The sequence below is a fragment of the Streptomyces populi genome (assembly GCF_002911015.1).
GTDB lineage: Bacteria > Actinomycetota > Actinomycetes > Streptomycetales > Streptomycetaceae > Streptomyces > Streptomyces populi.
Genome location: NZ_KZ626910.1, coordinates 24,595 through 44,012, shown reverse-complemented (window position 1 = coordinate 44,012; position 19,418 = coordinate 24,595). Strand labels below are relative to the sequence as shown.

Below are 19,418 nucleotides of genomic sequence, written 5' to 3'. Positions count from 1 at the left end.
CGGTCAGCCGGCTCTCCACCGAACACGGCGACCCCGTGATCGCCGCGTGGAATCAACCGGGAACTTCCGTCACGGTCCGCTAGTTTCCACACTGCTGCCGTAGAAACCGAGGAGCACCGGTCCGCCCGAGCGGGCGGACCGGACTCCTTTCGACACATGGAGTTCTCATGGCCCTGTGGGACCGCATCAAGGAGTCCGCGTCGACGATGCAGACCCAGCTCGTGGCGAAGAAGAACGATCTCAAGAGCGGCGCCTTCCGTGACGCCTCCATGGCGATGTGCGCGCTCGTGGCGGCCGCGGACGGCACGATCGACCCGTCCGAGCGGCAGCGCGTGGCCCAGCTCATCGCCACCAACGAGGTCCTGCAGAACTTCGACGCCATGGACCTGCAACGCCGTTTCGACGACAACCTGAACAAGCTGACCGCCGACTTCGCCTTCGGCAAGGTCAGCGTCCTCCAGGAGATCGCCAAGGCGAAGAAGAAGCCCGCCGAGGCGCGCGCCGTCATCCAGATCGGCATCGTCATCGGTGGCGCCGACGGCGACTTCGACAAGACCGAGCAGGCCGTCGTGCGCGAGGCGTGCTTCACGCTCGACCTGCCCCCGCACGAGTTCGACCTCTAGGACGCCCTGCGCTCCGGCCGGCCCCGGCACGTCCGAAGACGCCGGGGCGGCCGGAGCGGCGCACGCCTCGCCGGGCCCTGAGCGGTGACGGAGCCGAATCCCCCTGAGGACCTCCGGAGGACGGAGCTCCTCAGAGCCGGGCGGTCACCGTCGGTGGTGGCCCGCCCCCCGGGTCTGGCCGCCGGAGGCCGGCTTGAGCTGAACCCAGCCGGCGGTGCTGGGCACGCCCTCCTCGTTGAGGAGGAAGAGCATGTAGTAGCCGGGCGGGGCGGCGTTGGCCGACGGAGGTGCCTGCAGTTCGATGAAGCTGCCGCTGCGGCTCTTGATCCGCAGGTCGAGGTGGCGCTGGCTGGTGTTGACCGAGTGGGTCGCGGTGGTCGGTGCCAGCAGGACGGCGCGGGTGACGTCGGCGGCGGTGTTGCTGCTCACCGTGATCTTCTCGTTGTATCCGACGGACGGGTTGAACACGGTGCCGAGGTGGGGACGGCTGCCCTGCTGGAGGTAGGCCGGCTCGTAGATCTCGATGCTGCCGTTCATGTCGTCCTTGATGTCGGGGTCGTTGGCGAGCTGCTGGAGCTCGTCACCGGTGACCATCACCCGGCCGTCCGGGAGCACCACGGCGTTGGAGTGGTAGCCGCGCGGCAGCCGCTGGGCCGGGCCGAGCTTCCAGTTGCCCTTCTCGTCGCGCAGTTCGATCTGGCGGTACTTCAGGTCCGCGTTGGGGTTGTACGGGCCGTTGCCGTAGTCGCGGATGTCGAAGGCGCCGTTGACGGTCATCAGGGTTCCGTCCGGCATGAGCAGGGTGTCGTCCTGGGTGCGGCCGAAGGCTCTCGCCTTCTCCTTGCTCCACTGGCCGCCCACCAGCTGATAGGTGTTCGGGTCGTTCCGGTCCCCGCCGAGCACCAGCACCGAGTCCGGGCCCTTGAAGCCGGCGGGGAGTGGCACGGCGGACCCGTAGTTGCGCGGCATGCCGTCCGGCCGGGGTGCCAGCTCCGTCCGGGTCTCGGTGGTGGGATCGAACTTCCACTGCTGGTCGTGGTCCCGGCCCAGGCCGTAGATCTTGCCGTCACGCAGTGAGAAGAGGTGCGGGTAGTCCCGCTTGAACGGGGCGTCGGCCTTGAACAGTTCCGGCGCCCACCCTTCCGGCTTGTCCGTCTTGGCTGTGGGCACCGGCTTGTTCAGGGCGGGGAAGCGCTCGACGATCGAGGTGGGGGTGCCCCAGCCGAGCTCCGACTGACCGGACATGATCAGCTGCCGCCCGTCCGCGCCGGTCACCACCGACGGGTACCACCGGCCGACCACCATGTCCTGGTTCTGGTACCACTTCTCCTCCCACGGGTCGAACACCAGGGAGAGCTTGGCGCCGCTGCCGCCGTTGCCGCCGAGGTTGCCGCCGAAGACGCCGAGCATCCCGTTGGGCAGGAAGGAATGGCCGGCGCAGAAGAACGGCGCGGGACGGGGCTGGTTGAGCCCGTCCGGCATGTCGATCACGGGCGGTGTGACCTTGGTGAACGAGCCCGCTCCCGTGCCCTTGGCCGGATCCCACAGGTAGGCGCGGCCCGCGTTCTCCTTGCCGATGGTGTCGGTCGGGGCCGGCTCCTTCTGGGGGTTGCTCTCGATGCGTTCGAAGGAGAACAGCAGCACCTTGCCGGTGGGCAGCATCGCGATGTGCGCGGCGAAGTCCGGGGACTGGAAGTACTCCCGGAACCGGCCGGAGTCCAGCGCGTCGAAGTCCGCGTTGGCCTTGGCCTGGGAGGCTGCGAGCGCCTTGAGCCGTTCGGTGCGGGTGGTCTGCGGGTACTCGCCGACGGCCCTGACGGCTTTCCTGGTCATGGCGTGTTCCTCGGCGTGCTCCTGGCCGATGACCTTCGCCTCGTCCGGGTCCGCCTTCGCCCGGTCGGCCGAGGAGGCGTCACCGCCGTGCCCGTGGGCGACGGCCGGGCCGGAGGACAGCACGGCGAGTGTCAGCGCGGAGACGGCACACGCGGAGATCGCCGCGGACAGCATCCTTCTGGACGACGGCCCGGTCAGGTTCCTACGGGACATGGGACTCCTTGCGAGAGAGGGGCGCAGGGTGCGCGGCGGTGGCATCGCGGCCGCGCCGTGCCATCGGCTCGATGGCGGGCACATGACGCGAGCACATGACTACGCACAGTGTTCACGGCTCGGTCGCCCGCTGTCGCGCGATGCCGGGCGGGCGGGTGATCTTCCGGCAGCCGAACGAGTCGGAACCTGCACCGAACAGGGGTTTTGCGTCGCGGCACACACCTGCCGACAGGCCCTTCCGGCGACACCCGCCCCTCCGTCGATCACGTGGCGTAGCGACGCGATTACTGTGATCATCACATGGCATATGCGGCTGTCAAGGAGGAAACGTGACAGAAGAGACCAGGCTGCGTGACAGCGACGACATCCAGGGCGACGTGATCGCGGGCTTCAAGAAGGACCGCATGGCGCTGCTCTTCCTCAAGTTCGAGGACCCCGCGAGGGCTTGTACCTGGGTGAAGCGGCTCGCGTCCCAGATCTCCACCACCAGACAGGTGGCCACCTTCAACGCGGCGTTCAGCAGGGCCAGGCAGGCCACCGGCGGCGACGACCCGCAGACGCTGAAGGCCACCTGGACGAACGTCAGCTTCACCTACGAGGGCCTGAAGGTCCTCATCGGCGGCAAGGATCCCCTGCCCTCGGTGCGAAAGGGCGGCACCCTGGAGGCGTTCAAGGAGGGGTCCCACAGGCGCTCGCTGGGAGACACCGGCGACAGCTCACCCGAGAACTGGCTGTTCGGGGACGGCAAGGGCCAGACCGTGCACGCCGTGGTCACCCTCGCCTCCGACACCGCCGAGGGGCTCCAGGACGCGCTGACCGCCCAGCGCGAGGCGGCCGCGCAGGCCAAGATCGTGATCGTCTTCCAGCAGAACGGCGCCACTCTGCCGGGCACCCGCCGCGGAAAGGAACACTTCGGTTTCAAGGACGGGATCAGCGAGCCGGGGGTGATCGGCTTCGACGAGCCCGACCCGAAGCGGCCGGAGTACGTCAAGGACCACCCGGGCACCCGGCTGATCCCGCCCGGCGAGTTCGTCATCGGGCACGACCGGGTCGGCGGCATTCCGTACGACGAGATGCCCGAGTGGGCCGCCAACGGCAGCTTCCAGGTGGTGCGCCGGCTCGCCCAGGACGTGCCGGGCTGGTGGGCCCAGGTCACCGCGCAGCTGAAGGTCCTGCGGAAGGCCAAGGTGGTGCCGGACGAGGCGACCGCCGAATGGCTGGCCGCCCGCCTGGTGGGCCGCTGGCGCTCGGGCACTCCCGTCGCCAAGTGCCCGCACGCCGACATGCCGGACAACGCCCTCGCGGGCCAGGACAACGACTTCGGCTACCGCAACGACCCGGAGGGGTTCACCACCCCGCTCTTCTCCCACCTGCGCAAGACCAATCCCCGGGACGGCCTGCAGGGGGAGCCCGGCACGGAGCCGCTCCCCGAGAACCCGGTCATGGACCGGCGCCGGATCATCCGCCGCGGCGCCCCCTACGGTGCGCCCTTCGACCCGGCCTCGGACGGTCCGGGCGGCCCCGACCACCCGCGCGGACTGCTCTTCGTCTGCTACCAGTCCGACCTCGTCGAGCAGTTCGAGTTCATCCAGAAGAGCTGGATCAACAACGTCGACTTCCCGCCGAACCGCCCCATGAAGCCCGGCCCCGACCCGGGGGTCGGCCCCACCGGCAAGGTCAACTTCGAGAGCCCCGGCACGACGACCGAACTGAGCTTCCATCAGTTCGTCACCACCGAGGGCTCGGTCTACGCCTTCGTCCCCTCGCTCACCACCCTGCGGCTGCTGGGCGAGGGCCGCCTCACCGACAGACTCCCGGACACGGTCCGGCCCACCGACGCCTTCCTCCCCGTCCCCGATCGCCAGCGGGACCGGGGCAAGAGCTGGTACTGGGCCTACGGGACCGGCGGCGGCGGACCGGTCTGCCGCACCATCTCCATCGCCGACGGCGACGAGCACAAGGACGTCGTCGAGCGCCCCGACCGGCCCCTGGCCACCTGGCCGTGCTACCTCGGCGTATCGAAGGTGGACGCGATCCTGCCGGTGCCGGACGAGCAGCGGGTGGGCGGCCGGAGCCGGTACTGGCTGTTCCACACCGTCGAGGGCCGCCAGGTCTACCGGCTGATCTCGATCGCGGACGGGGCCGAGTCCGGGCTCGACCCCGAGGCGGCGGGCGCCGTCGACCGGCCCGACCGGTCGATCTCGGCCTGGGCCTCGTTCAACGGGATCGAACAGGTCGACGCCTTCCTGCCGGTGCCCGACATGCAGCGCGTCAACGGGAAGAGCTACTACTGGCTCTTCCACTCCTCCCTGGGGCAGCAGGTCTACCGGCTGATCTCGATCGCCGACGGCTCCAGGCACAGCGACGTCATCGAGCGCGGCGACCGTTCGCTCGGTCTGTGGCAGTCGCTGGCCGGCGTCTCCCGCGTGGACGAGTTCCTCGCCGTACCGGACATGCAGCACATCAACGGGCTGAGCCTGTTCTGGGTGTTCCACCAGCAGAAATACCGGATCATCTGCATCGCCGACGGTCACGGGCACAACGACCAGATCACGGTCGAGGACCGCCCGATCACGCTGTGGAGGTCTCTGACCGGCTGAGGCATGCCCGGTGGTGCGGGCGACCGGGGCCGCCCGCACCACCCGAAACGCTCACGTCCGCGACACCCCCGGGGCCGTGATTCCGCGCGGCGCGTCACGGCCCGGGCGCCGGGGGATTCCGTGTCAGCGCCCGGGGATCCCGTACGCCCGCTCGACGTGCAGTCTCAGCACCAGGCGGCCGTCGCGGACCATGGCCGCGCGGTAGTCGTCCCAGTCGGGGTGTTCACCGAGGACGTCCCGGTAGACCCGGACGAGTTCCTCCACGGTCCCGTCGTGCGGGTCCTCCGCGACGGGCGTCAGCTCGGCCGTCCCCTCGACGACCGTGTACGCCCACCGGTCCGCGCTGGTCACGTGGTACGAGGCCCGCGGGTCCCGGCGCAGATTGCGGGTCTTGGCGCGGTCGTCGGTGATCGACACGCGGATGATCCCCTCGTCGGGGTAGTACATGTGGCTGACGTTCGACAGCTGGGGCCGTCCGTCCTTCTTGAGGGTGACGAGCACTCCGCCCCTGTGCGCAGAGAGCAGCTTCAGCAGTGCGTCCTGGTTCTCTTCGTCGGTCATATCCGCGTCAACGCTCCGATCGCTTCACGTCATCCCGTAGACACTGTCTACTCCCGACTGGTAGACAGTGTCTATGAGTGATACGGACACCACCGGCCTACGGGCTCGGCTGATCGACGTCGGAGTCGAACTCGTGACGGCGGAGGGGGCGCAGGCGCTGACGCTGCGGGAGATCGCCCGGCGGGCCGGGGTCTCGCACGGCGCCCCGCGCCGCTACTTCCCGACCCATGTGGAGTTGCTGTCCGCCATCGCGCGGCGCGGCTTCGCCGACCTCCAGGACCGCGCGGCGAAGACGGTCGCCGACGCGGGGACCGGTCCCCGCGTCCGGCTCACCGCCCTGGCGGAGGTCTACCTGGGCTTCGCGCTGTCCCAGCCCGGCATGTACGAGCTGATGTTCCGTCACGACCTGTTGGAGAGCAACCGGCTGGGTCTCCGCGAGACCAGTCTGCCGATGTTCGCGACGCTGGTGGACCTCGTCGGCCGGGTGCGCCCGGAGGCCGACGCCCGGATCCTCGCCGGTGCCCTGTGGGCGAACCTGCACGGCATCGCCCAACTGTGGGGCTGGGGAAGCCTGAAGCTCGCCACGGGCGCCGACGACCACACTCCTCTGCTGATCGCGGCGCTCGACGCGCACCTCGGACCGGAGGAACGATGACGGCCACGGCTCCGGGAAGGGCGCACCGCGCGGTCACCCTCGCGAGCAGCATCGTCGGTGCCGTGATCGTCGCCCTCGACGGCACGGTCCTCACCGTCGCGCAGCCCACGCTGCGCGACGACCTGGACGCCTCGTTCGCGCAGGTCCAGTGGACCAGCACCGGATACCTCATCGCGGTGGCCGGCCTGCTGGTGTTCGCGGGACGCCTCGGGGACCGGCACGGGCACCGGCGGGTCTTCACGCTCGGCATCCTGGGATTCGGGGCGGCCTCGGCCGGAATCGGCCTCGCGCCCGGGATCGGCTGGGTGATCGCGCTGCGGGTCGTCCAGGGCGTCTTCGGCGCGCTGCTACAGCCGGCCACGCTCGGCATGCTGCGCGCCGCGTACCCGCCCGACCGGCTCGGGACTCCCGTCGCGCTGCGGGCGAGCGCCATCGGCATCGCCGCGGCCGCGGGTCCGCTGCTCGGCGGCGCCCTGGTCGACCACTTCGGCTGGCGGTCCGTCTTCTTCCTCAACGTTCCGCCCGCCCTCGCGATGGGCGCGGCGGCGCTCGCCGTCCGGCCCCCGGCCGTCCCGGAGCCCCGGACCGGCCGCCCCGCGGCGGCCGACGGCCTCGACGTACCGGGCGCCTGTCTGCTCACCGTCGCCCTGGTCGCCCTGGTGCACACCCTGGTCGCCGTGCCCGAGACCGGCTGGGCGGCGACGACCGCGGCCGGACCGGCCGTGGTGGCCGCCGCCGGCATCGCGTTCCTCCGCCGGCAGCGCCGGGCCGCGAGTCCCCTGGTGCCGTCCGAGATCCTCGGCTCGGCGACCATCGGCGCGGCGCTCGGCATCCTGGTCGCCGTGTCCGCCGCCCTGCTCGGCACCCTGTTCGTCGCCAGTTGGTTCCTCCAGCGGATCCTGGGCCTCGACCCGCAGGAGGCCGGTCTGCGGGCGCTGCCGGCCGGCGTGATGATGGTGCTCGGCGCCCCCCTCGCCGCCGTGCTCATGCGCAGGTTCGGTCCGCGCCGGACCGTCGTGGCCGGAACGCTCGTCCTCACGCTCGGCATCCTGCTCCTGGCCCGGCTCGGACCGGGATCCACGGCCTTGCCGATCGGCTGCGGCTTCCTGCTGCTGGGCGCCGGTTTCGTCACCGTGATGGTGACCACGACGACGGTCGCCGTGCGGCACGCCCCCACGGCGTCGGCCGGTGTGGCGGGCGGACTGCAACAGACGGCGATGAACATCGGGCCCACGCTGGGGATCGCGGTGGCGGCCACGCTGATGTCGCTGACACCCGGTGCCGCCGTCGGTCCCCCGCTGACCGCCCTCGCGGTGTTCTCCGCGACGGCCGCCCTGCTCGCCCTGAGGCTTCCGGGGCACAAGGACCCCGTGAGCGCCGCCGGGCCGAGTCCGGCCGACGCGTCACCAGCGCGTTTGGGACGATGAGGGGTACGAGCCGCAGTGCGAAGGAGAGCCATGGGACATCTGCGACAGGAGGTCGAGCCGGGATCCGTCGGTCTCGACCCCGGGGCACTGGACCGACTCGACCGGCACTTCGCCGCTCTGGTCGACGACGGCAGGCTGCCCGGCTTCCTGGTCTCCGTCGCCCGGCACGGGCGGGTCGCCCACCTCACCGCGTACGGCCGGCGCGACCGGGCGGCGGAACTCCCGGTGGAGATCGACACGCTGTGGCGGATCTACTCCATGACCAAACCGGTCACCTCGGTCGCGGCGCTCATGCTGCTCGAGGAGGGCCGCCTCGGACTCGACGACCCGGTGGCCGACTTCCTTCCCGCCTTCGCCGAACCACGGGTGTACGTCGGCGGGTCGGGGCCGGACACGAGGACCCGGCCCGCCGAACAGCCCGTCCTGGTGAGGCACCTGCTGACCCACACCGCGGGCCTGACCTTCGGCTTCTACCACGCGCACCCCGTCGACGCGCTCTACCGCGACGCCGGTGTGGAGTCCTCGGTGGCACCGGGCGCCGACCTGGCCGAGACGTGCGAGGTGTACGCCCGGCTGCCGCTCCAGTTCGAGCCGGGCACGCGGTGGAACTACTCGGTGGCCACCAATGTCCTCGGCCGGGTCATCGAGGTGGTGTCCGGCCAGGACCTCGACGACTTCCTCCACCGGCGCGTCCTCGGGCCGCTCGGGATGACGGACGCGGGCTTCCAGGTGACGGACGAACAGGCGGGCAGACTGGCCGAGTTGTACGGGGAGGACGACGAGGGCGGACTCGTCCCGATCGCCGGTCTCCCGCTGCGCGGCCGGCCCCGCTTCCTGTCCGGCAGCGGGGGAATGGTCGCCACGGCCCACGACTACCACCGCTTCATGGAGATGCTCCGGCGCCGCGGCGAACTCGACGGAACCCGGCTGCTGCGCCCCTCGACCGTGGACCTGATGGCGTCCAACCAACTGCCCGGCAACGCCGACCGGCGTTCCTTCGGCAGCCCGGTCCACCAGGAGCCCGGCAACGCGGGTCTCGGTTTCGGCCTGGGCGTCTCGGTCGTGGTGGACCCGGCCGTCACCCGGGCACCGTCCGGCGAGGGCGCGTTCGGCTGGAGCGGGGTGGCCACCACGACCTTCTGGGTCGACCCGCGGCGCGACCTGACCGTGCAGTTCCTCAGCCAACTGCGCCCGAGGGGTTCGCACTCGGTCTTCCCCGACCTCAAGCGGCTGGTGCACGAGGCGGTACGGTCCTGATCGGTGCCGGGCCGAGCGATCCGGCTCCGCCGTCGGTACGGGGGTGCGCCCGGCACCGCCGGGCGTCCTCGGGCACGCGGCGGTCGTACGGGGGCCGGGGCCGGTCCGGGGCCCTGGTTCGGACAGCCCCGGGACCGTACGCCCCTCTCCCGTAATCCTTCTTCGGTCGTCCCGCTTCCGCCGGCCTCTTCCGTCATTCCTCGGTGACGACCGTCTTGGCGGACCCGGCGAAGATCGCCTTCGCCCATTCCTCGCCGTCCAGGTGGGGCAGGTAGTGGTCGAGGCGCTCCCGCTTGGTCAGCAGGTAGGTGAGGTTGTCCTCGCACGGGGGTATCAGGAGCGGCACCTGCTCGGCGACCTCGATGCCGTGGCGCAGCAGCGACTCGCGCTTGCGCGGGTTGTTCGACAGCAGCCGCACCGACCGTACGCCGAGGTCGTGCAGCATCTGGGCCGCCACCCGGTAGTCGCGGGCGTCCACCGGCAGTCCGAGGGCGACGTTCGCCTCGACGGTGTCGAGCCCCTCCGCCTGGAGCTTCATCGCCTTGAGCTTGGCGAGCAGGCCGATGCCCCGGCCCTCGTGGCCCCGCAGGTAGACGAGAACGCCGCGGCCCTCGGCCACGACGGCCTGCAGCGAGGCGGTGAGCTGGGGGCCGCACTCGCAGTGCTGCGATCCGAAGGAATCGCCGGTGAGGCATTCGGAATGCAGCCGGGTCAGGACGTCCCCCTTTCCGAGGGTGTCCAAGTCGCCGTACACGAGGACGACTTGTTCCTCACCGAGGTCGTGGTCGAAGTAGCCGACCGCGTGGAAATCGCCGTACACGGTGGGCAGCGGGGCAATCACGACGCGTTCGACACCTGTGAGGGGGGCATTCCCGCCGAGTTCGCCAAAGTTATCTGTCATGATCTGGTTCCTAAGCAGAGTCGAAAGGGCCGTGAAAGATGAGTAGTTCGGGAACACGCGTGATGGTGTCGGGTGGTCTGCTGTCACTGGACAGCACGGAGGATGTCCGCGAGCGGGGGTCCGGTGTCGCCCGCCAGGTCGCCGTCCTTCCCGTCGGCAGCCTCGAACAGCACGGCGCCTACCTGCCCCTGACGACCGACACACTGGTGGCGTGCGCCATCGCGCGGGAGATCGCGGCCGCCTATCCGGTGCATCTTCTTCCTCCGGTGACGATCTCCTGCTCGCACGAGCACGCGGACTGGCCGGGCACCGTCAGCATTTCCGCCGTCACGCTGTACGCCGTCGTCCGGGACATCGCCGCCTCGTTGCGGCGATCGGGCGTCGACACCCTGGTCGTGGTGAACGGACACGGAGGAAATTACGTCCTGGGCAATGTGGTCCAGGAATCCGCGGGCACCGGTACGCGCATGGCGCTTTTCCCCGCCGCGGAGGACTGGGAGGAAGCGTGCGAACGGGCCGGTGTGCAGACGTCGTTGCTCACTGATATGCACGCGGGAGAAATCGAGACGTCCATTCTCCTGCATGCCCATCCGGAATGCGTCAAAGACGGTTATGAGACCTCCGATTTCGTCGCCGACGACCGTCGGCATCTGCTCACCCTCGGCATGTCGGCCTATACCGAGTCCGGGGTCATCGGGCGGCCGTCGATGGCCGGTGCCGAGAAGGGGAAGGAACTCCTCGCCGGGCTGACCGAGGCCTTCGGAGCGTATTTCTCCTTGGTGACGTCCGAGACGCTGCACTGATCGAGCCCTCCCGCGCTCTCCTCGCGGGGGCGCCGGAGCGCCGCGCCCCACCGGACGACCAGGACCACGGCGCCGGGCAGGGCCGCCGCGAAGCTGAGCACCCCGTAGATCACCGCGACGGTCAGGCCCGTGCCGGCGCCGAGCCCGGCGGCGCCGAACGCCCAGGCGGTGGCGCCCTCGCGGGGGCCCCACCCGCCGACGTTCAGCGGAAGTCCCATGGCCAGCAGGGCCAGCACGGCCAGGGGCACCAGCCGGGCGACCGACGCGTCGGATCCGGCGTCCCGGGCGGCGAGCACGAACATCGCGAGATGCCCGGCGAGCACCAGGACCGACGAGAGCGTCACACCGGGCCAGCTGCGCCGGGCCAGCAGGGCGCCCCGCGCCTCGACGAGCGCGCCGCGCACGGCTCCGTACCGTCCGGCGGCCGAGGGGCCCCGCCACCCGCGGACGACGGCGAACGCACCCGCACCGCACACCGCGACGACCGCGAGGACCAGGGCGGCCTCGCGGGCCTGCGTGAGCACGGGTGACGGCTGGGTGAGCAGCACCACCGCGCCGACGGCCACCAGCACGGCCTGTCCCGCGGTGCGTTCGAGCACCACGGAGCGCACGCCCCGGCCGAGGTCACCGGCGCTCTGCCCGTGCCGCACGGCCCGGTGCACGTCACCGAGGACCCCGCCGGGCAGCGCGGCGTTCAGGAACAGCGCGCGGTAGTAGTCCGCGACGGCCGCGCCCAGCGGGAGTTCGATGCGCAGCTCGCGCGCGACCAGGCACCACCGCCAGGCACTGAACACCGTGGTGAGCAGCCCGATCCCGATCGCCACCGCGAGCGTGGTCCCGTCGATCCGCCGCAGCCCGTCCAGGAACACCCCGGTACCCAGCCGCCAGAGCAGCACTCCGAGGATGAGGACGCCGGCGGCGGTGCCGGCGTGCTTGCGGAACCGGCCGGACACGCGCCGGGTCCGGACGGTTCCGTCGGCCGTGGGGCTCCCGGAGTCCCCGGCCGGGGCCGGCCCCGGCCGGGCACCCGCGGGGTCCGGCGCCGGCGAGGCGGACGCGCCGGACCCCGCGGGGTCGTTCAGGTGCGGGCCGTCGAGATCCGGGGTCACGGCCACCGGGGCGGCGTCCGTGACCGGCGTCTCCAGGCCCGCGCTCATGCCGCACCCCCGACGGGGTGGGGCAGCGCCAGCACGTCGCTGTGGTGGACGACCACCCGCAGCTCGCCCGCGGCGCACGCCGCCAGCCGGGACTCCAGATACGCTTCCGCGCGTTCCGCCAGCTCGGGGCGCTGTTCCACCGCCGCGCCGACCCAGCCGCGCAGCCACTCCGCGGTGAGCTCGGCCTCGTCGGGGCCGAGCCGCCAGGGGCTCGGATGCACCCGGACGGTCGCGTCGTGACGGGCGAACGCCTCGCAGGCGGCGGTGATCGCGTCCGGACCGAGCAGTTCGCCGCGCCGCTGGTGGGCGTTGAACGCCTCGGCGATCTCGGCGTCCATCGGGTCGGCCGGGGTGAGGTCGACCCGGCCGGCGACGGACAGCGTGAGGAGGGCGGGCACACCCGCTCCGGCGCAGGCCGCCGCGAGCCGGTCGATCTCCTCGGCGGTGAGCACGTCGAGCAGCGCCGAGGCGGTCACCAGCGAGGCACCGGCCAGCGCGTCCGCGGTCAGCCGTCCGATGTCGCCGCGCTGGGTGGTGACGTCGACGTGGCTGCCGTCGGCCGCCGCCTTGGGCGCGCCGACGACGGCGAAGTGCAGCAGGTAGGGGTCGCGGTCGTGCAGGATCCAGTGCTGGGCGCCGTCGAGCCGGGGCGCCAGCCAGCGGCCCATGGAGCCGGTGCCGCACCCGAGGTCGTGGATGGCGAGTCCGCCGCGCACGGGCCGGTTGGCCAGCCGGATGCGCAGCGGGTCGAGGAGGTCGGCCGCCCGGGCGGCGGCGTCGGCGGGCTCGCGCAACTGGAGCCACTGGGGTGCGTAGCGCACCTCTTCGGTGTCAGGGTCCCCGACTCGCTGACCGGGCACGCCCGTCCTCACCTTCTCCTCGGGGATGCCGGAGTCCGGCCCGCTCGTGGGTGTCGTCGCGGTGCTCACGCGGCCCTCCGGGGTTCCTGGGGCAGTCGGCCGAGCACACCGGCGAGGCTGCGCGCGGTGGTCGCCCAGCCGTCGAGCGCGGCGCGCCGGCCGCGGGCGGCGGCCTTCAGCCGACGGCGCACGTCGGCCTCGCCGAACCAGCCGCGCAGCTCGCTCGCGAGCGCCGCCGGGTCCTCCGGGCGGACGAGGATGCCGGGCACTCCGCCGTCGGGGGCGCGTCCGACGGCCTCGGGCACTCCGCCGACGTCCGTGGCGAGCACGGGGATGCCGCGGGCCAGGGCCTCGGTGACCGCCATGCCGTAGGTCTCGGCGTAGGAGGTGAGGACCATCAGGTCGGCGGCGGCGTAGGTGGCGTCGAGTTCGGCGCCGGCCTGGGGGCCGGCGAGGTGCAGCCGGTCGCCGAGGCCGTACTTGGCGATCAGGCCACGCAGATGCTCGACGTAGGCCGGGTCCTGGCCGAGCCCGCCGACGCAGACGCAGCTCCAGGGCAGGTCGGTGACGGTGGCCAGCGCCTCGATGAGCCGGTGCTGGCCCTTGCGCGGCGTGACCGAGGCGACGCACAGCAGCCGCGAGACGCCGTCGGTGCCGGAGGCGAGCGGGGCGATGTCGGCGCCGGGCGCGGCGGCGTGGACCCGGTCGGGGGCGAGGCCGTGGTGGGCGACGAGCCGGCGGACGGCCCACTCGCTGGTGGCCACGACGGCCGACACGGCGCGCAGGGTCGTGCGTTCCAGGGCGTCCAGCTCGGCGGCCACGGCGGGCTCCAGGCCCGTCTCGTCGCCGAGCGGCAGGTGGACGAGGACGACGAGGCGCAGCCGGTCGGCCTCGGGGGCGACGATCTCGGGGACTCCGCAGGCGACGATCCCGTCGAGGAGGACGACGGTGCCGTCGGGCAGGTCGGCCAGGGTCCGGGCGAGTTCGGTGCGGGCGTTCGCGCCGGGGCGGGGCCACTCACCGTCGAGGACGTGGCGCTCGACCTGCCAGCCGAAGCCGGGCAGGTCGAGGCAGAGCCGGCGGTCGTAGGCGTTGCCGCCGCTCGGCGTGGCCGGGTCGTCGACGCCGCCCGGCATGACGAAGTGCACGGTGCGCAGGGACATGGGGATGATCTCGGCGTTCTTGAGAGCCGCGTTCTGCACGGGCACGTAGTTCAGGGCACCGGATCCGGCGGCCTGTGCGGCACGGCCGGACAGCGGGGACGCCTGGTCGAGGGTCACGTCGGTCACAGGTCACGCTCGTAACTCGCCCAGGCGATGTGCGACTCGTGCAGGGTGACGGTGATGCCCGCGAGGCCGTGGGCGCCCGCGCCGAGGGCTCCGGCGTGCACACGGTCGGCGAGCCGGTCGGCGATCACCTTCGCCAGGAACTCGGTCGAGGTGTTGGTGTCCTTGAAGTCCGGCTCGCTGTCGAGATTGCGGTAGTTCAACTCGCTCACGACGGCGCCGAGCTCCTGCGTGGCCAGTCCGATGTCGACCACGATGTTGTCGTCGTCGAGCTCGGGGCGACGGAAGGTGGCGTCCACCAGGAACGTCGCCCCGTGGAGGCGCTGCGCGGGTCCGAAGACCTCGCCACGGAAGCTGTGGGCGATCATCAGGTGATCGCGGACGGTGATGCTGAACAACGGACGACCCTCCAGGTGCGGTGCGTCTGATCCCCTGCCGGGATCACGTCGTGTAGTACGGCTGTCCGGTTCACCTTGTTCAGCCGCGTGTCGCCCTTTCTTCGGAGTCCGTAGAGGTCAGGCCGGTTCTCGACGGCTCAAACCTCTTCGTAGGCGACTCGGTGACACAGGGCGGGTATCGATCCGGAGGCGAGTTTCCCCATCACGTCCGGAAGTTCCCCGAAGGAACACTCGCCGGTGATCAGGGCGTCGAAGGCCGGTTCGGCGAGCAGGTCGAGGGCCAGCGCCAGCCGGTCCGCGTACGTCCTTCCGGCCCGGGCGGAGGAGGAGACGGAACCCACCTGACTGCTGCGCAGGGTCAGTCGGCGTGAATGGAACGCCTCACCGAGCGGCAGGGCGATCCGGCGGTCCCCGTACCAGCTCAGCTCGATGACGGTCCCCTCGTGGGCGAGCAGTCCGAGGGAGAGGTCCAGTCCGGCCTCGGTGGCGCTCGCGTGCACGACGAGGTCGCGTTCGCCCTCGGCGTCCTCGGGGAGCGCGAAATCGACGCCGAGCGCGCGGGCGATGTCGCCGCGTGCCGGATCGGCGTCGACGAGCTGGACACGCACTCCGGGGAAGCGGGCGAGCAGGGCCGCCACCGAGCAGCCGACCATGCCGCCGCCGACCACGGCGATCCGGTCGCCGATCAGCGGGGTGGCGTCCCACAGGGCGTTCACCGCGGTCTCGACGGTGCCGGCGAGGACGGCGCGGGAGGCGGGCACCGACTCGGGCACGACGGTCACGGCGCTCGCCGGGACGACGTAGCGCGTCTGGTGCGGGTAGAGGCAGAAGACCGTGCGCCCGAGCAGGTGCGCGGGACCTTCCTCCACCTGGCCGACACTCAGATAGCCGTACTTCACGGGTGCGGGGAAGTCCCCGTCCTGGAACGGCGCGCGCATCGAGGCGTGCTGGTTCTCCGGCACTCCCCCGCGGAACACGAGCGTCTCGGTGCCCCGGCTGACTCCCGAGTAGAGCGTACGGACCAGTACCTCGTCCTCCGCGGGCTCGTTCAAGGTGACGTCACGGATCTCGCCGTGGCCCGGCGAGGCGAGCCAGAAGGCGCGAGCTGTGAGTTCCATGAGCGTCCCCCTGAACGATTCGGCAGATCTTCACGTACGGAGCAGTGACAAGTCGCGCACACGGTACGCGGCGATGATCGAATCTGTCATTCGGCCGGAGGATCTGCGGTGGCCCTGAACAACATGTACGGCGCAAGGCTCCCCCAGCAGGAGACCATGGTGGGAGCCGGCGTGCAGCTCCTGGTCCTGGCCCTGCTGGGCACGGCGATCGGGATGGGGCCGGCGGGCTGGCTGACCGGCCTGGTGTTCGCGTTCGCCACCTGGGCGGTGCTCACCCGCGCGCTGCGGCGCACCCGGCCCCGCTCCTTCGGACCCGCCAACCGGGTGACGCTCGGCCGCGCCATCCTGGTCGGCGGTGTCACCGCCCTGGTCGCGGACTCCTTCGAGAGCTCGCCGCCGGTGAGCCTGCTGGTCGGTCTGACGGCGGTCGCCCTGATCCTCGACGGCGTCGACGGCAAGGTCGCCCGGCGGACCGGCACGTCCTCGGCGCTCGGCGCCCGCTTCGACATGGAGGTCGACGCGTTCCTGATCCTCGTGCTGAGCGTGTACGTCGGGATGTCGCTCGGTCCGTGGGTGCTGCTGATCGGCACGATGCGGTACGCGTTCGTCGCCGCCGCCCGGGTGCTGCCGTGGCTGAACGGCGAGCTGCCGCCGAGCATGGCGCGCAAGACGGTGGCGGCCCTTCAGGGCGTCATCCTGCTGGTCGCGGGCTCCGGTCTCCTGCCGTACGACGTGAACCTGGCGGCCGTGCTGACGGCGCTCGCGCTGCTCGTGTGGTCGTTCGGCCGCGACATCCTGTGGCTGTGGCGGCGGAACGGGCAGGGGATCGTGGAGCGGGCTCCCGAGAACCGCGAGCGCCACGAGCGTGTGCCGTCGCGGGAACTGGTCAGCGTGGGCGCGGCCCCCGCGGGCTCCGAGGGCTGACCGCCCGGGGCGGACGCGGCACCGCGGACCGTCTCCCCCGTCGGCACCGAACGGCGGCGGGTCACGGTGGAACGGCTGCGCTCCGCCGCAGGGGCCGCTCTCGGCGGAGTACCCGGCGGCGTCCGGCCACGGACCCGGCGAACAGCGGGCTTACGCACGACATTCACGATCCGTCATGGCCGGGATCGAACGGCGACTGATTAGACTACGCACCCTCGTGCACGTGATCGCGCCACGCGCTGGCAAGGCCGTTCCCGAAGGGTTTCGACGCTTGATAGCCATCGAAGATGTCAGCAAGCGATACGCCGACGGCACGGTGGCCGTCGATCGCCTGTCCCTCCAGATACCGGACCGCTCCATCACCGTTCTCGTCGGACCTTCGGGCTGCGGCAAGACCACCACGCTCCGCATGATCAACCGCATGATCGAGCCGAGCAGCGGCACGATCCGCGTCGACGGCGAGGACGTCCGCGCCCGCCCGGTCAACACCCTGCGCCGCTCAATGGGTTACGTCATCCAGAACGCCGGCCTCTTCCAGCACCGGACGATCCTCGACAACATCGCCACCGTGCCCCGGCTGCTCGGCTGGTCCAGGCAGCGCGCCCGCGAGCGCGCGGCGGAACTGATGGAGCGGGTCGGCCTCGACCCGGCCATGGCCCGCCGCTATCCGTACCAGCTCTCCGGCGGGCAGCAGCAACGGGTCGGTGTCGCGCGTGCGTTGGCGGCCGACCCGCCGATCCTGCTCATGGACGAGCCGTTCTCCGCGGTCGACCCGGTCGTGCGCCGCGGTCTACAGGAGGAGTTGCTGCGCATCCAGGGCGAACTGGGCAAGGCCATCGTCTTCGTCACCCACGACATGGACGAGGCGATCACCGTCGGCGACAGGATCGCCGTGCTGCGCACCGGTGGCAGACTCGCCCAGTTCGCGGCCCCCGACGAGATCCTGTCGTCGCCGGCCGATCCGTTCGTCGAGGAGTTCCTCGGCTCCGACCGGGGCATCCGCGGTCTGTCGTTCCTGTCCACCCGCGACCTCGAACTCGACCGCTCCCGGGTCTTCTCCGTCGGCTCCGACCTGCGGGAGATCTCCGGACGCGCGCCCGAGGGGGTGCCCGTCCTGGTGACCGACGCCGACGGCAGGCCGCTCGGCTGGGCCGACCCCGGAAGCTGGGACGGGGACGTCGAGGCCCTCGAACCGCACGGCCCGGTCTTCGAGGTGGGCCGTGACTCGCTGCGGGTCGCCCTGGACCGGGCCGTGCTGTCGCCGACCGGACAGGCCGTCGGCGTCGACGGTTCCGGGAAGGTCCTCGGGGTCGCCGGGCAGGAGACGGTGGCCGCGGCGATCCGCTCGGCCCGGCGGCGGCGGGCGGCGGACGCCCCGCAGGAGGCGCCGGCGGTGAAGGCCGGGCGATGAACGGGTTCTTCGACATACCGAGCGACCTCCAGCACAGCTACGGCGGTCTGATCGCCGTCCACATGCAGGAGGCGCTCTTCCCCGTGCTGGCCGGGCTCCTGCTGGCGCTGCCGGTCGGCCTGTTGTGCGTCCATTACGGCTGGCTCTACGCGCCCCTCCTGTGGACCTCGACCGTGCTCTACGCGATCCCCTCGATCGCCTTCTTCGTGGTGCTCATCGACTACACCGGGCTGACCCAGCTGACGGTGATGATCCCGCTGTGTCTGTACAGCCTGGTCGTGCTCGTCCCGGCGGTCGTCGACGGGATCCGATCCGTCCCCGAGGAGACGAACGCCGCCGCCACGGCGATGGGCATCGGCCTCGCGCGCCGCTACTTCCAGGTCCAACTGCCCATCGCCGTACCGGCGATCATGGCCGGACTGCGGGTGGCCACGGCCTCCAGCATCAGCCTGGTCAGCGTCGGCGCGCTGATCGGCAACCAGGGCGGACTCGGGAACCTGCTGACCACCGCCCAGTTGTACGGCCGCCCCCGGCTCGCGGTGACCTCGGTGGTCACCACCGCCGTCCTCGCGATCGTGATCGACGCCCTGCTGGTCCTGCTCCGGCGGGTTCTCACCCCCTGGCAGCCGCCGTCCGGCCGCGCCGCCGGGCGCTCCGCGGACGTGGCCGCCCGCACCCCGGAGGGCGTCTCGTGAACGTACTGAACTTCATGCAGTCCTTCTTCAGCGACGGCTCGCACTGGCACGGCCGCGACGGCATCCCGCAACGCGTGTGGGAGCACGTCCAGTACACGGCCGAGGCCCTCGCGATCGCCTCGGCCATCGGTCTTCCGGTCGGTCTGGTCACCGGGCACACCCGGCGCGGCGGCAACGCGCTGGCCTTCCTGTCCGCCGGGGCCCGGGCGCTGCCGACCTTCGGGCTCCTGGTCCTGATGTTCTTCTGGCTGGGCATCGGCATCGTGCCGGTGATGATCCCGCTCGTGGTGCTGGCGGTCCCGCCGGTCCTCGTCACCACCTACGAGGCGGTCCGCACCGTGGACCCCTCCCCCGTCGACGCCGCCCGCGGCATGGGCATGCCGGAGGCGCGGATCCTGTTCCAGGTCGAGGTCCCGGCGGCGCTGCCGCTGATCCTCAGCGGGCTGCGCTCGGCGACGGTCCAGATCGTCTCGACGGCCACGATCGCGGCCTACGTCTCCCTCGGCGGGGTGGGCCGGTACATCCTGGACGGCCTGTACCAGCACGACTACGGGAAGGTGGTCGGCGGAGCCGCCCTCACGGCCGTCCTCGCGCTGCTCGCCCTCCTGCTGTTCTGGGCGGTGGGCCGGGTGGCGGTCTCCCCGGGAGTACGCAGGCGCCGGGCCGCGTAGGACCACGGGGACGGACGGTCCGACG

At 71.7% G+C, this 19,418-nt stretch carries 17 protein-coding genes and 1 pseudogene; 10 read left to right on the top strand and 8 right to left on the bottom strand.

Features of this window, described 5'->3' with window-relative positions; genetic code table 11:
- Window positions 1-167 precede the first annotated feature (167 nt).
- Window positions 168-623, top strand: a complete 456-nt coding sequence (locus tag CW362_RS29035) for a tellurite resistance TerB family protein (RefSeq protein ID WP_103552570.1) — start codon at window positions 168-170, stop codon at window positions 621-623.
- 144 nt (window positions 624-767) lie between these two features.
- Here CW362_RS29035 and CW362_RS29030 read toward each other — a convergent pair whose 3' ends face one another.
- A complete protein-coding gene (locus CW362_RS29030; protein WP_103552569.1) occupies window positions 768-2,669 on the bottom strand; it encodes a galactose oxidase early set domain-containing protein in 1,902 nt (633 codons plus the stop codon).
- A gap of 329 nt (window positions 2,670-2,998) precedes the next feature.
- Between CW362_RS29030 and CW362_RS29025 the strand changes: the two genes are divergently transcribed.
- Window positions 2,999-5,269 carry a Dyp-type peroxidase gene (locus tag CW362_RS29025; protein WP_240658087.1) on the top strand — a complete coding sequence of 757 codons (2,271 nt, stop codon included), beginning with the start codon at window positions 2,999-3,001 and terminating at the stop codon, window positions 5,267-5,269.
- A 123-nt stretch (window positions 5,270-5,392) separates the two neighbouring features.
- On the opposite strand, the gene CW362_RS29020 is transcribed toward CW362_RS29025, so the two are convergent.
- Window positions 5,393-5,830 (bottom strand): PPOX class F420-dependent oxidoreductase, encoded by a 438-nt coding sequence (locus CW362_RS29020; protein WP_103552568.1) that lies wholly within the window; start codon window positions 5,828-5,830, stop codon window positions 5,393-5,395.
- 73 nt (window positions 5,831-5,903) lie between these two features.
- Here CW362_RS29020 and CW362_RS29015 point away from each other — a divergent pair, with 73 nt between their 5' ends.
- Genes CW362_RS29015 through CW362_RS29005 form a run of 3 tightly spaced genes read left to right on the top strand, consistent with a single transcriptional unit; the run spans window position 5,904 to window position 9,169 of the window.
- The gene (locus tag CW362_RS29015) at window positions 5,904-6,485 is read left to right on the top strand and encodes a TetR/AcrR family transcriptional regulator (RefSeq protein ID WP_103552567.1); all 582 of its coding nucleotides are present in this window, start codon (window positions 5,904-5,906) and stop codon (window positions 6,483-6,485) included.
- A complete protein-coding gene (locus tag CW362_RS29010) occupies window positions 6,482-7,912 on the top strand; it encodes an MFS transporter (RefSeq protein ID WP_103552566.1) in 1,431 nt (476 codons plus the stop codon). The genes CW362_RS29015 and CW362_RS29010 overlap by 4 nt, the downstream gene beginning before the upstream one ends.
- Window positions 7,913-7,942: 30 nt before the next feature.
- The gene (locus CW362_RS29005; protein WP_103552565.1) at window positions 7,943-9,169 is read left to right on the top strand and encodes a serine hydrolase domain-containing protein; all 1,227 of its coding nucleotides are present in this window, start codon (window positions 7,943-7,945) and stop codon (window positions 9,167-9,169) included.
- A gap of 193 nt (window positions 9,170-9,362) precedes the next feature.
- Here the strand turns inward: CW362_RS29005 and ribA are convergent, their stop codons facing one another.
- Window positions 9,363-10,070, bottom strand: a complete 708-nt coding sequence (gene ribA / locus CW362_RS29000) for a GTP cyclohydrolase II (RefSeq protein ID WP_103552564.1) — start codon at window positions 10,068-10,070, stop codon at window positions 9,363-9,365.
- A 38-nt stretch (window positions 10,071-10,108) separates the two neighbouring features.
- Between ribA and CW362_RS28995 the strand changes: the two genes are divergently transcribed.
- Window positions 10,109-10,873 carry a creatininase family protein gene (locus tag CW362_RS28995; RefSeq protein WP_162684257.1) on the top strand — a complete coding sequence of 255 codons (765 nt, stop codon included), beginning with the start codon at window positions 10,109-10,111 and terminating at the stop codon, window positions 10,871-10,873.
- Between the two features lie 143 nt (window positions 10,874-11,016).
- Here the strand turns inward: CW362_RS28995 and CW362_RS44840 are convergent.
- The 5 genes and pseudogenes from CW362_RS44840 to CW362_RS28970 all read right to left on the bottom strand — a co-directional run.
- Window positions 11,017-12,030 (bottom strand): annotated as a pseudogene (locus CW362_RS44840) (lysylphosphatidylglycerol synthase transmembrane domain-containing protein); the annotation flags it as partial.
- Window positions 12,027-13,028 carry a class I SAM-dependent methyltransferase gene (locus CW362_RS28985; RefSeq protein WP_420856883.1) on the bottom strand — a complete coding sequence of 334 codons (1,002 nt, stop codon included), beginning with the start codon at window positions 13,026-13,028 and terminating at the stop codon, window positions 12,027-12,029. The pseudogene CW362_RS44840 and the gene CW362_RS28985, both read right to left, overlap by 4 nt.
- Window positions 12,956-14,179 (bottom strand): glycosyltransferase family 4 protein, encoded by a 1,224-nt coding sequence (locus tag CW362_RS28980; protein ID WP_103552561.1) that lies wholly within the window; start codon window positions 14,177-14,179, stop codon window positions 12,956-12,958. Before CW362_RS28980 ends, CW362_RS28985 begins: the two co-directional genes overlap by 73 nt.
- A complete protein-coding gene (locus CW362_RS28975; RefSeq protein ID WP_037621270.1) occupies window positions 14,176-14,574 on the bottom strand; it encodes a 6-pyruvoyl trahydropterin synthase family protein in 399 nt (132 codons plus the stop codon). The genes CW362_RS28980 and CW362_RS28975 overlap by 4 nt, the downstream gene beginning before the upstream one ends.
- A 137-nt stretch (window positions 14,575-14,711) precedes the next feature.
- Window positions 14,712-15,692 carry a zinc-dependent alcohol dehydrogenase gene (locus CW362_RS28970; protein WP_103552560.1) on the bottom strand — a complete coding sequence of 327 codons (981 nt, stop codon included), beginning with the start codon at window positions 15,690-15,692 and terminating at the stop codon, window positions 14,712-14,714.
- 108 nt (window positions 15,693-15,800) lie between these two features.
- On the opposite strand from CW362_RS28970, the gene CW362_RS28965 reads away from it, so the two are divergent.
- The 4 genes from CW362_RS28965 to CW362_RS28950 all read left to right on the top strand — a co-directional run bounded on the left by CW362_RS28965 (window position 15,801) and on the right by CW362_RS28950 (window position 19,393).
- Window positions 15,801-16,616 carry a CDP-alcohol phosphatidyltransferase family protein gene (locus CW362_RS28965; protein ID WP_103552559.1) on the top strand — a complete coding sequence of 272 codons (816 nt, stop codon included), beginning with the start codon at window positions 15,801-15,803 and terminating at the stop codon, window positions 16,614-16,616.
- 271 nt (window positions 16,617-16,887) lie between these two features.
- On the top strand, window positions 16,888-18,027 hold the full coding sequence (locus CW362_RS28960; protein WP_103552558.1) for an ABC transporter ATP-binding protein: 1,140 nt from the start codon (window positions 16,888-16,890) through the stop codon (window positions 18,025-18,027).
- Entirely contained in the window at window positions 18,024-18,722 is a 699-nt protein-coding gene (locus CW362_RS28955) for an ABC transporter permease (RefSeq protein ID WP_103552557.1), read from the top strand. The genes CW362_RS28960 and CW362_RS28955 overlap by 4 nt, the downstream gene beginning before the upstream one ends.
- Complete coding sequence (locus tag CW362_RS28950) at window positions 18,719-19,393, top strand: ABC transporter permease (RefSeq protein ID WP_103552556.1); 675 nt, start codon at window positions 18,719-18,721, stop codon at window positions 19,391-19,393. The genes CW362_RS28955 and CW362_RS28950 overlap by 4 nt, the downstream gene beginning before the upstream one ends.
- The last annotated feature ends 25 nt before the right edge of the window (window positions 19,394-19,418 follow it).

Coding starts and splice junctions, on each gene's coding strand:
- CW362_RS29035 (WP_103552570.1), top strand. CDS start 168: ATGGCCCTGTGGGACCGCATCAAGGAGTCCGCGTCGACGATGCAGACC.
- CW362_RS28955 (WP_103552557.1), top strand. CDS start 18,024: ATGAACGGGTTCTTCGACATACCGAGCGACCTCCAGCACAGCTACGGC.
- ribA (WP_103552564.1), bottom strand. CDS start 10,070: ATGACAGATAACTTTGGCGAACTCGGCGGGAATGCCCCCCTCACAGGT.
- CW362_RS29005 (WP_103552565.1), top strand. CDS start 7,943: ATGGGACATCTGCGACAGGAGGTCGAGCCGGGATCCGTCGGTCTCGAC.
- CW362_RS29030 (WP_103552569.1), bottom strand. CDS start 2,669: ATGTCCCGTAGGAACCTGACCGGGCCGTCGTCCAGAAGGATGCTGTCC.
- CW362_RS28995 (WP_162684257.1), top strand. CDS start 10,109: ATGAGTAGTTCGGGAACACGCGTGATGGTGTCGGGTGGTCTGCTGTCA.
- CW362_RS29010 (WP_103552566.1), top strand. CDS start 6,482: ATGACGGCCACGGCTCCGGGAAGGGCGCACCGCGCGGTCACCCTCGCG.
- CW362_RS28970 (WP_103552560.1), bottom strand. CDS start 15,692: ATGGAACTCACAGCTCGCGCCTTCTGGCTCGCCTCGCCGGGCCACGGC.
- CW362_RS29015 (WP_103552567.1), top strand. CDS start 5,904: ATGAGTGATACGGACACCACCGGCCTACGGGCTCGGCTGATCGACGTC.
- CW362_RS29020 (WP_103552568.1), bottom strand. CDS start 5,830: ATGACCGACGAAGAGAACCAGGACGCACTGCTGAAGCTGCTCTCTGCG.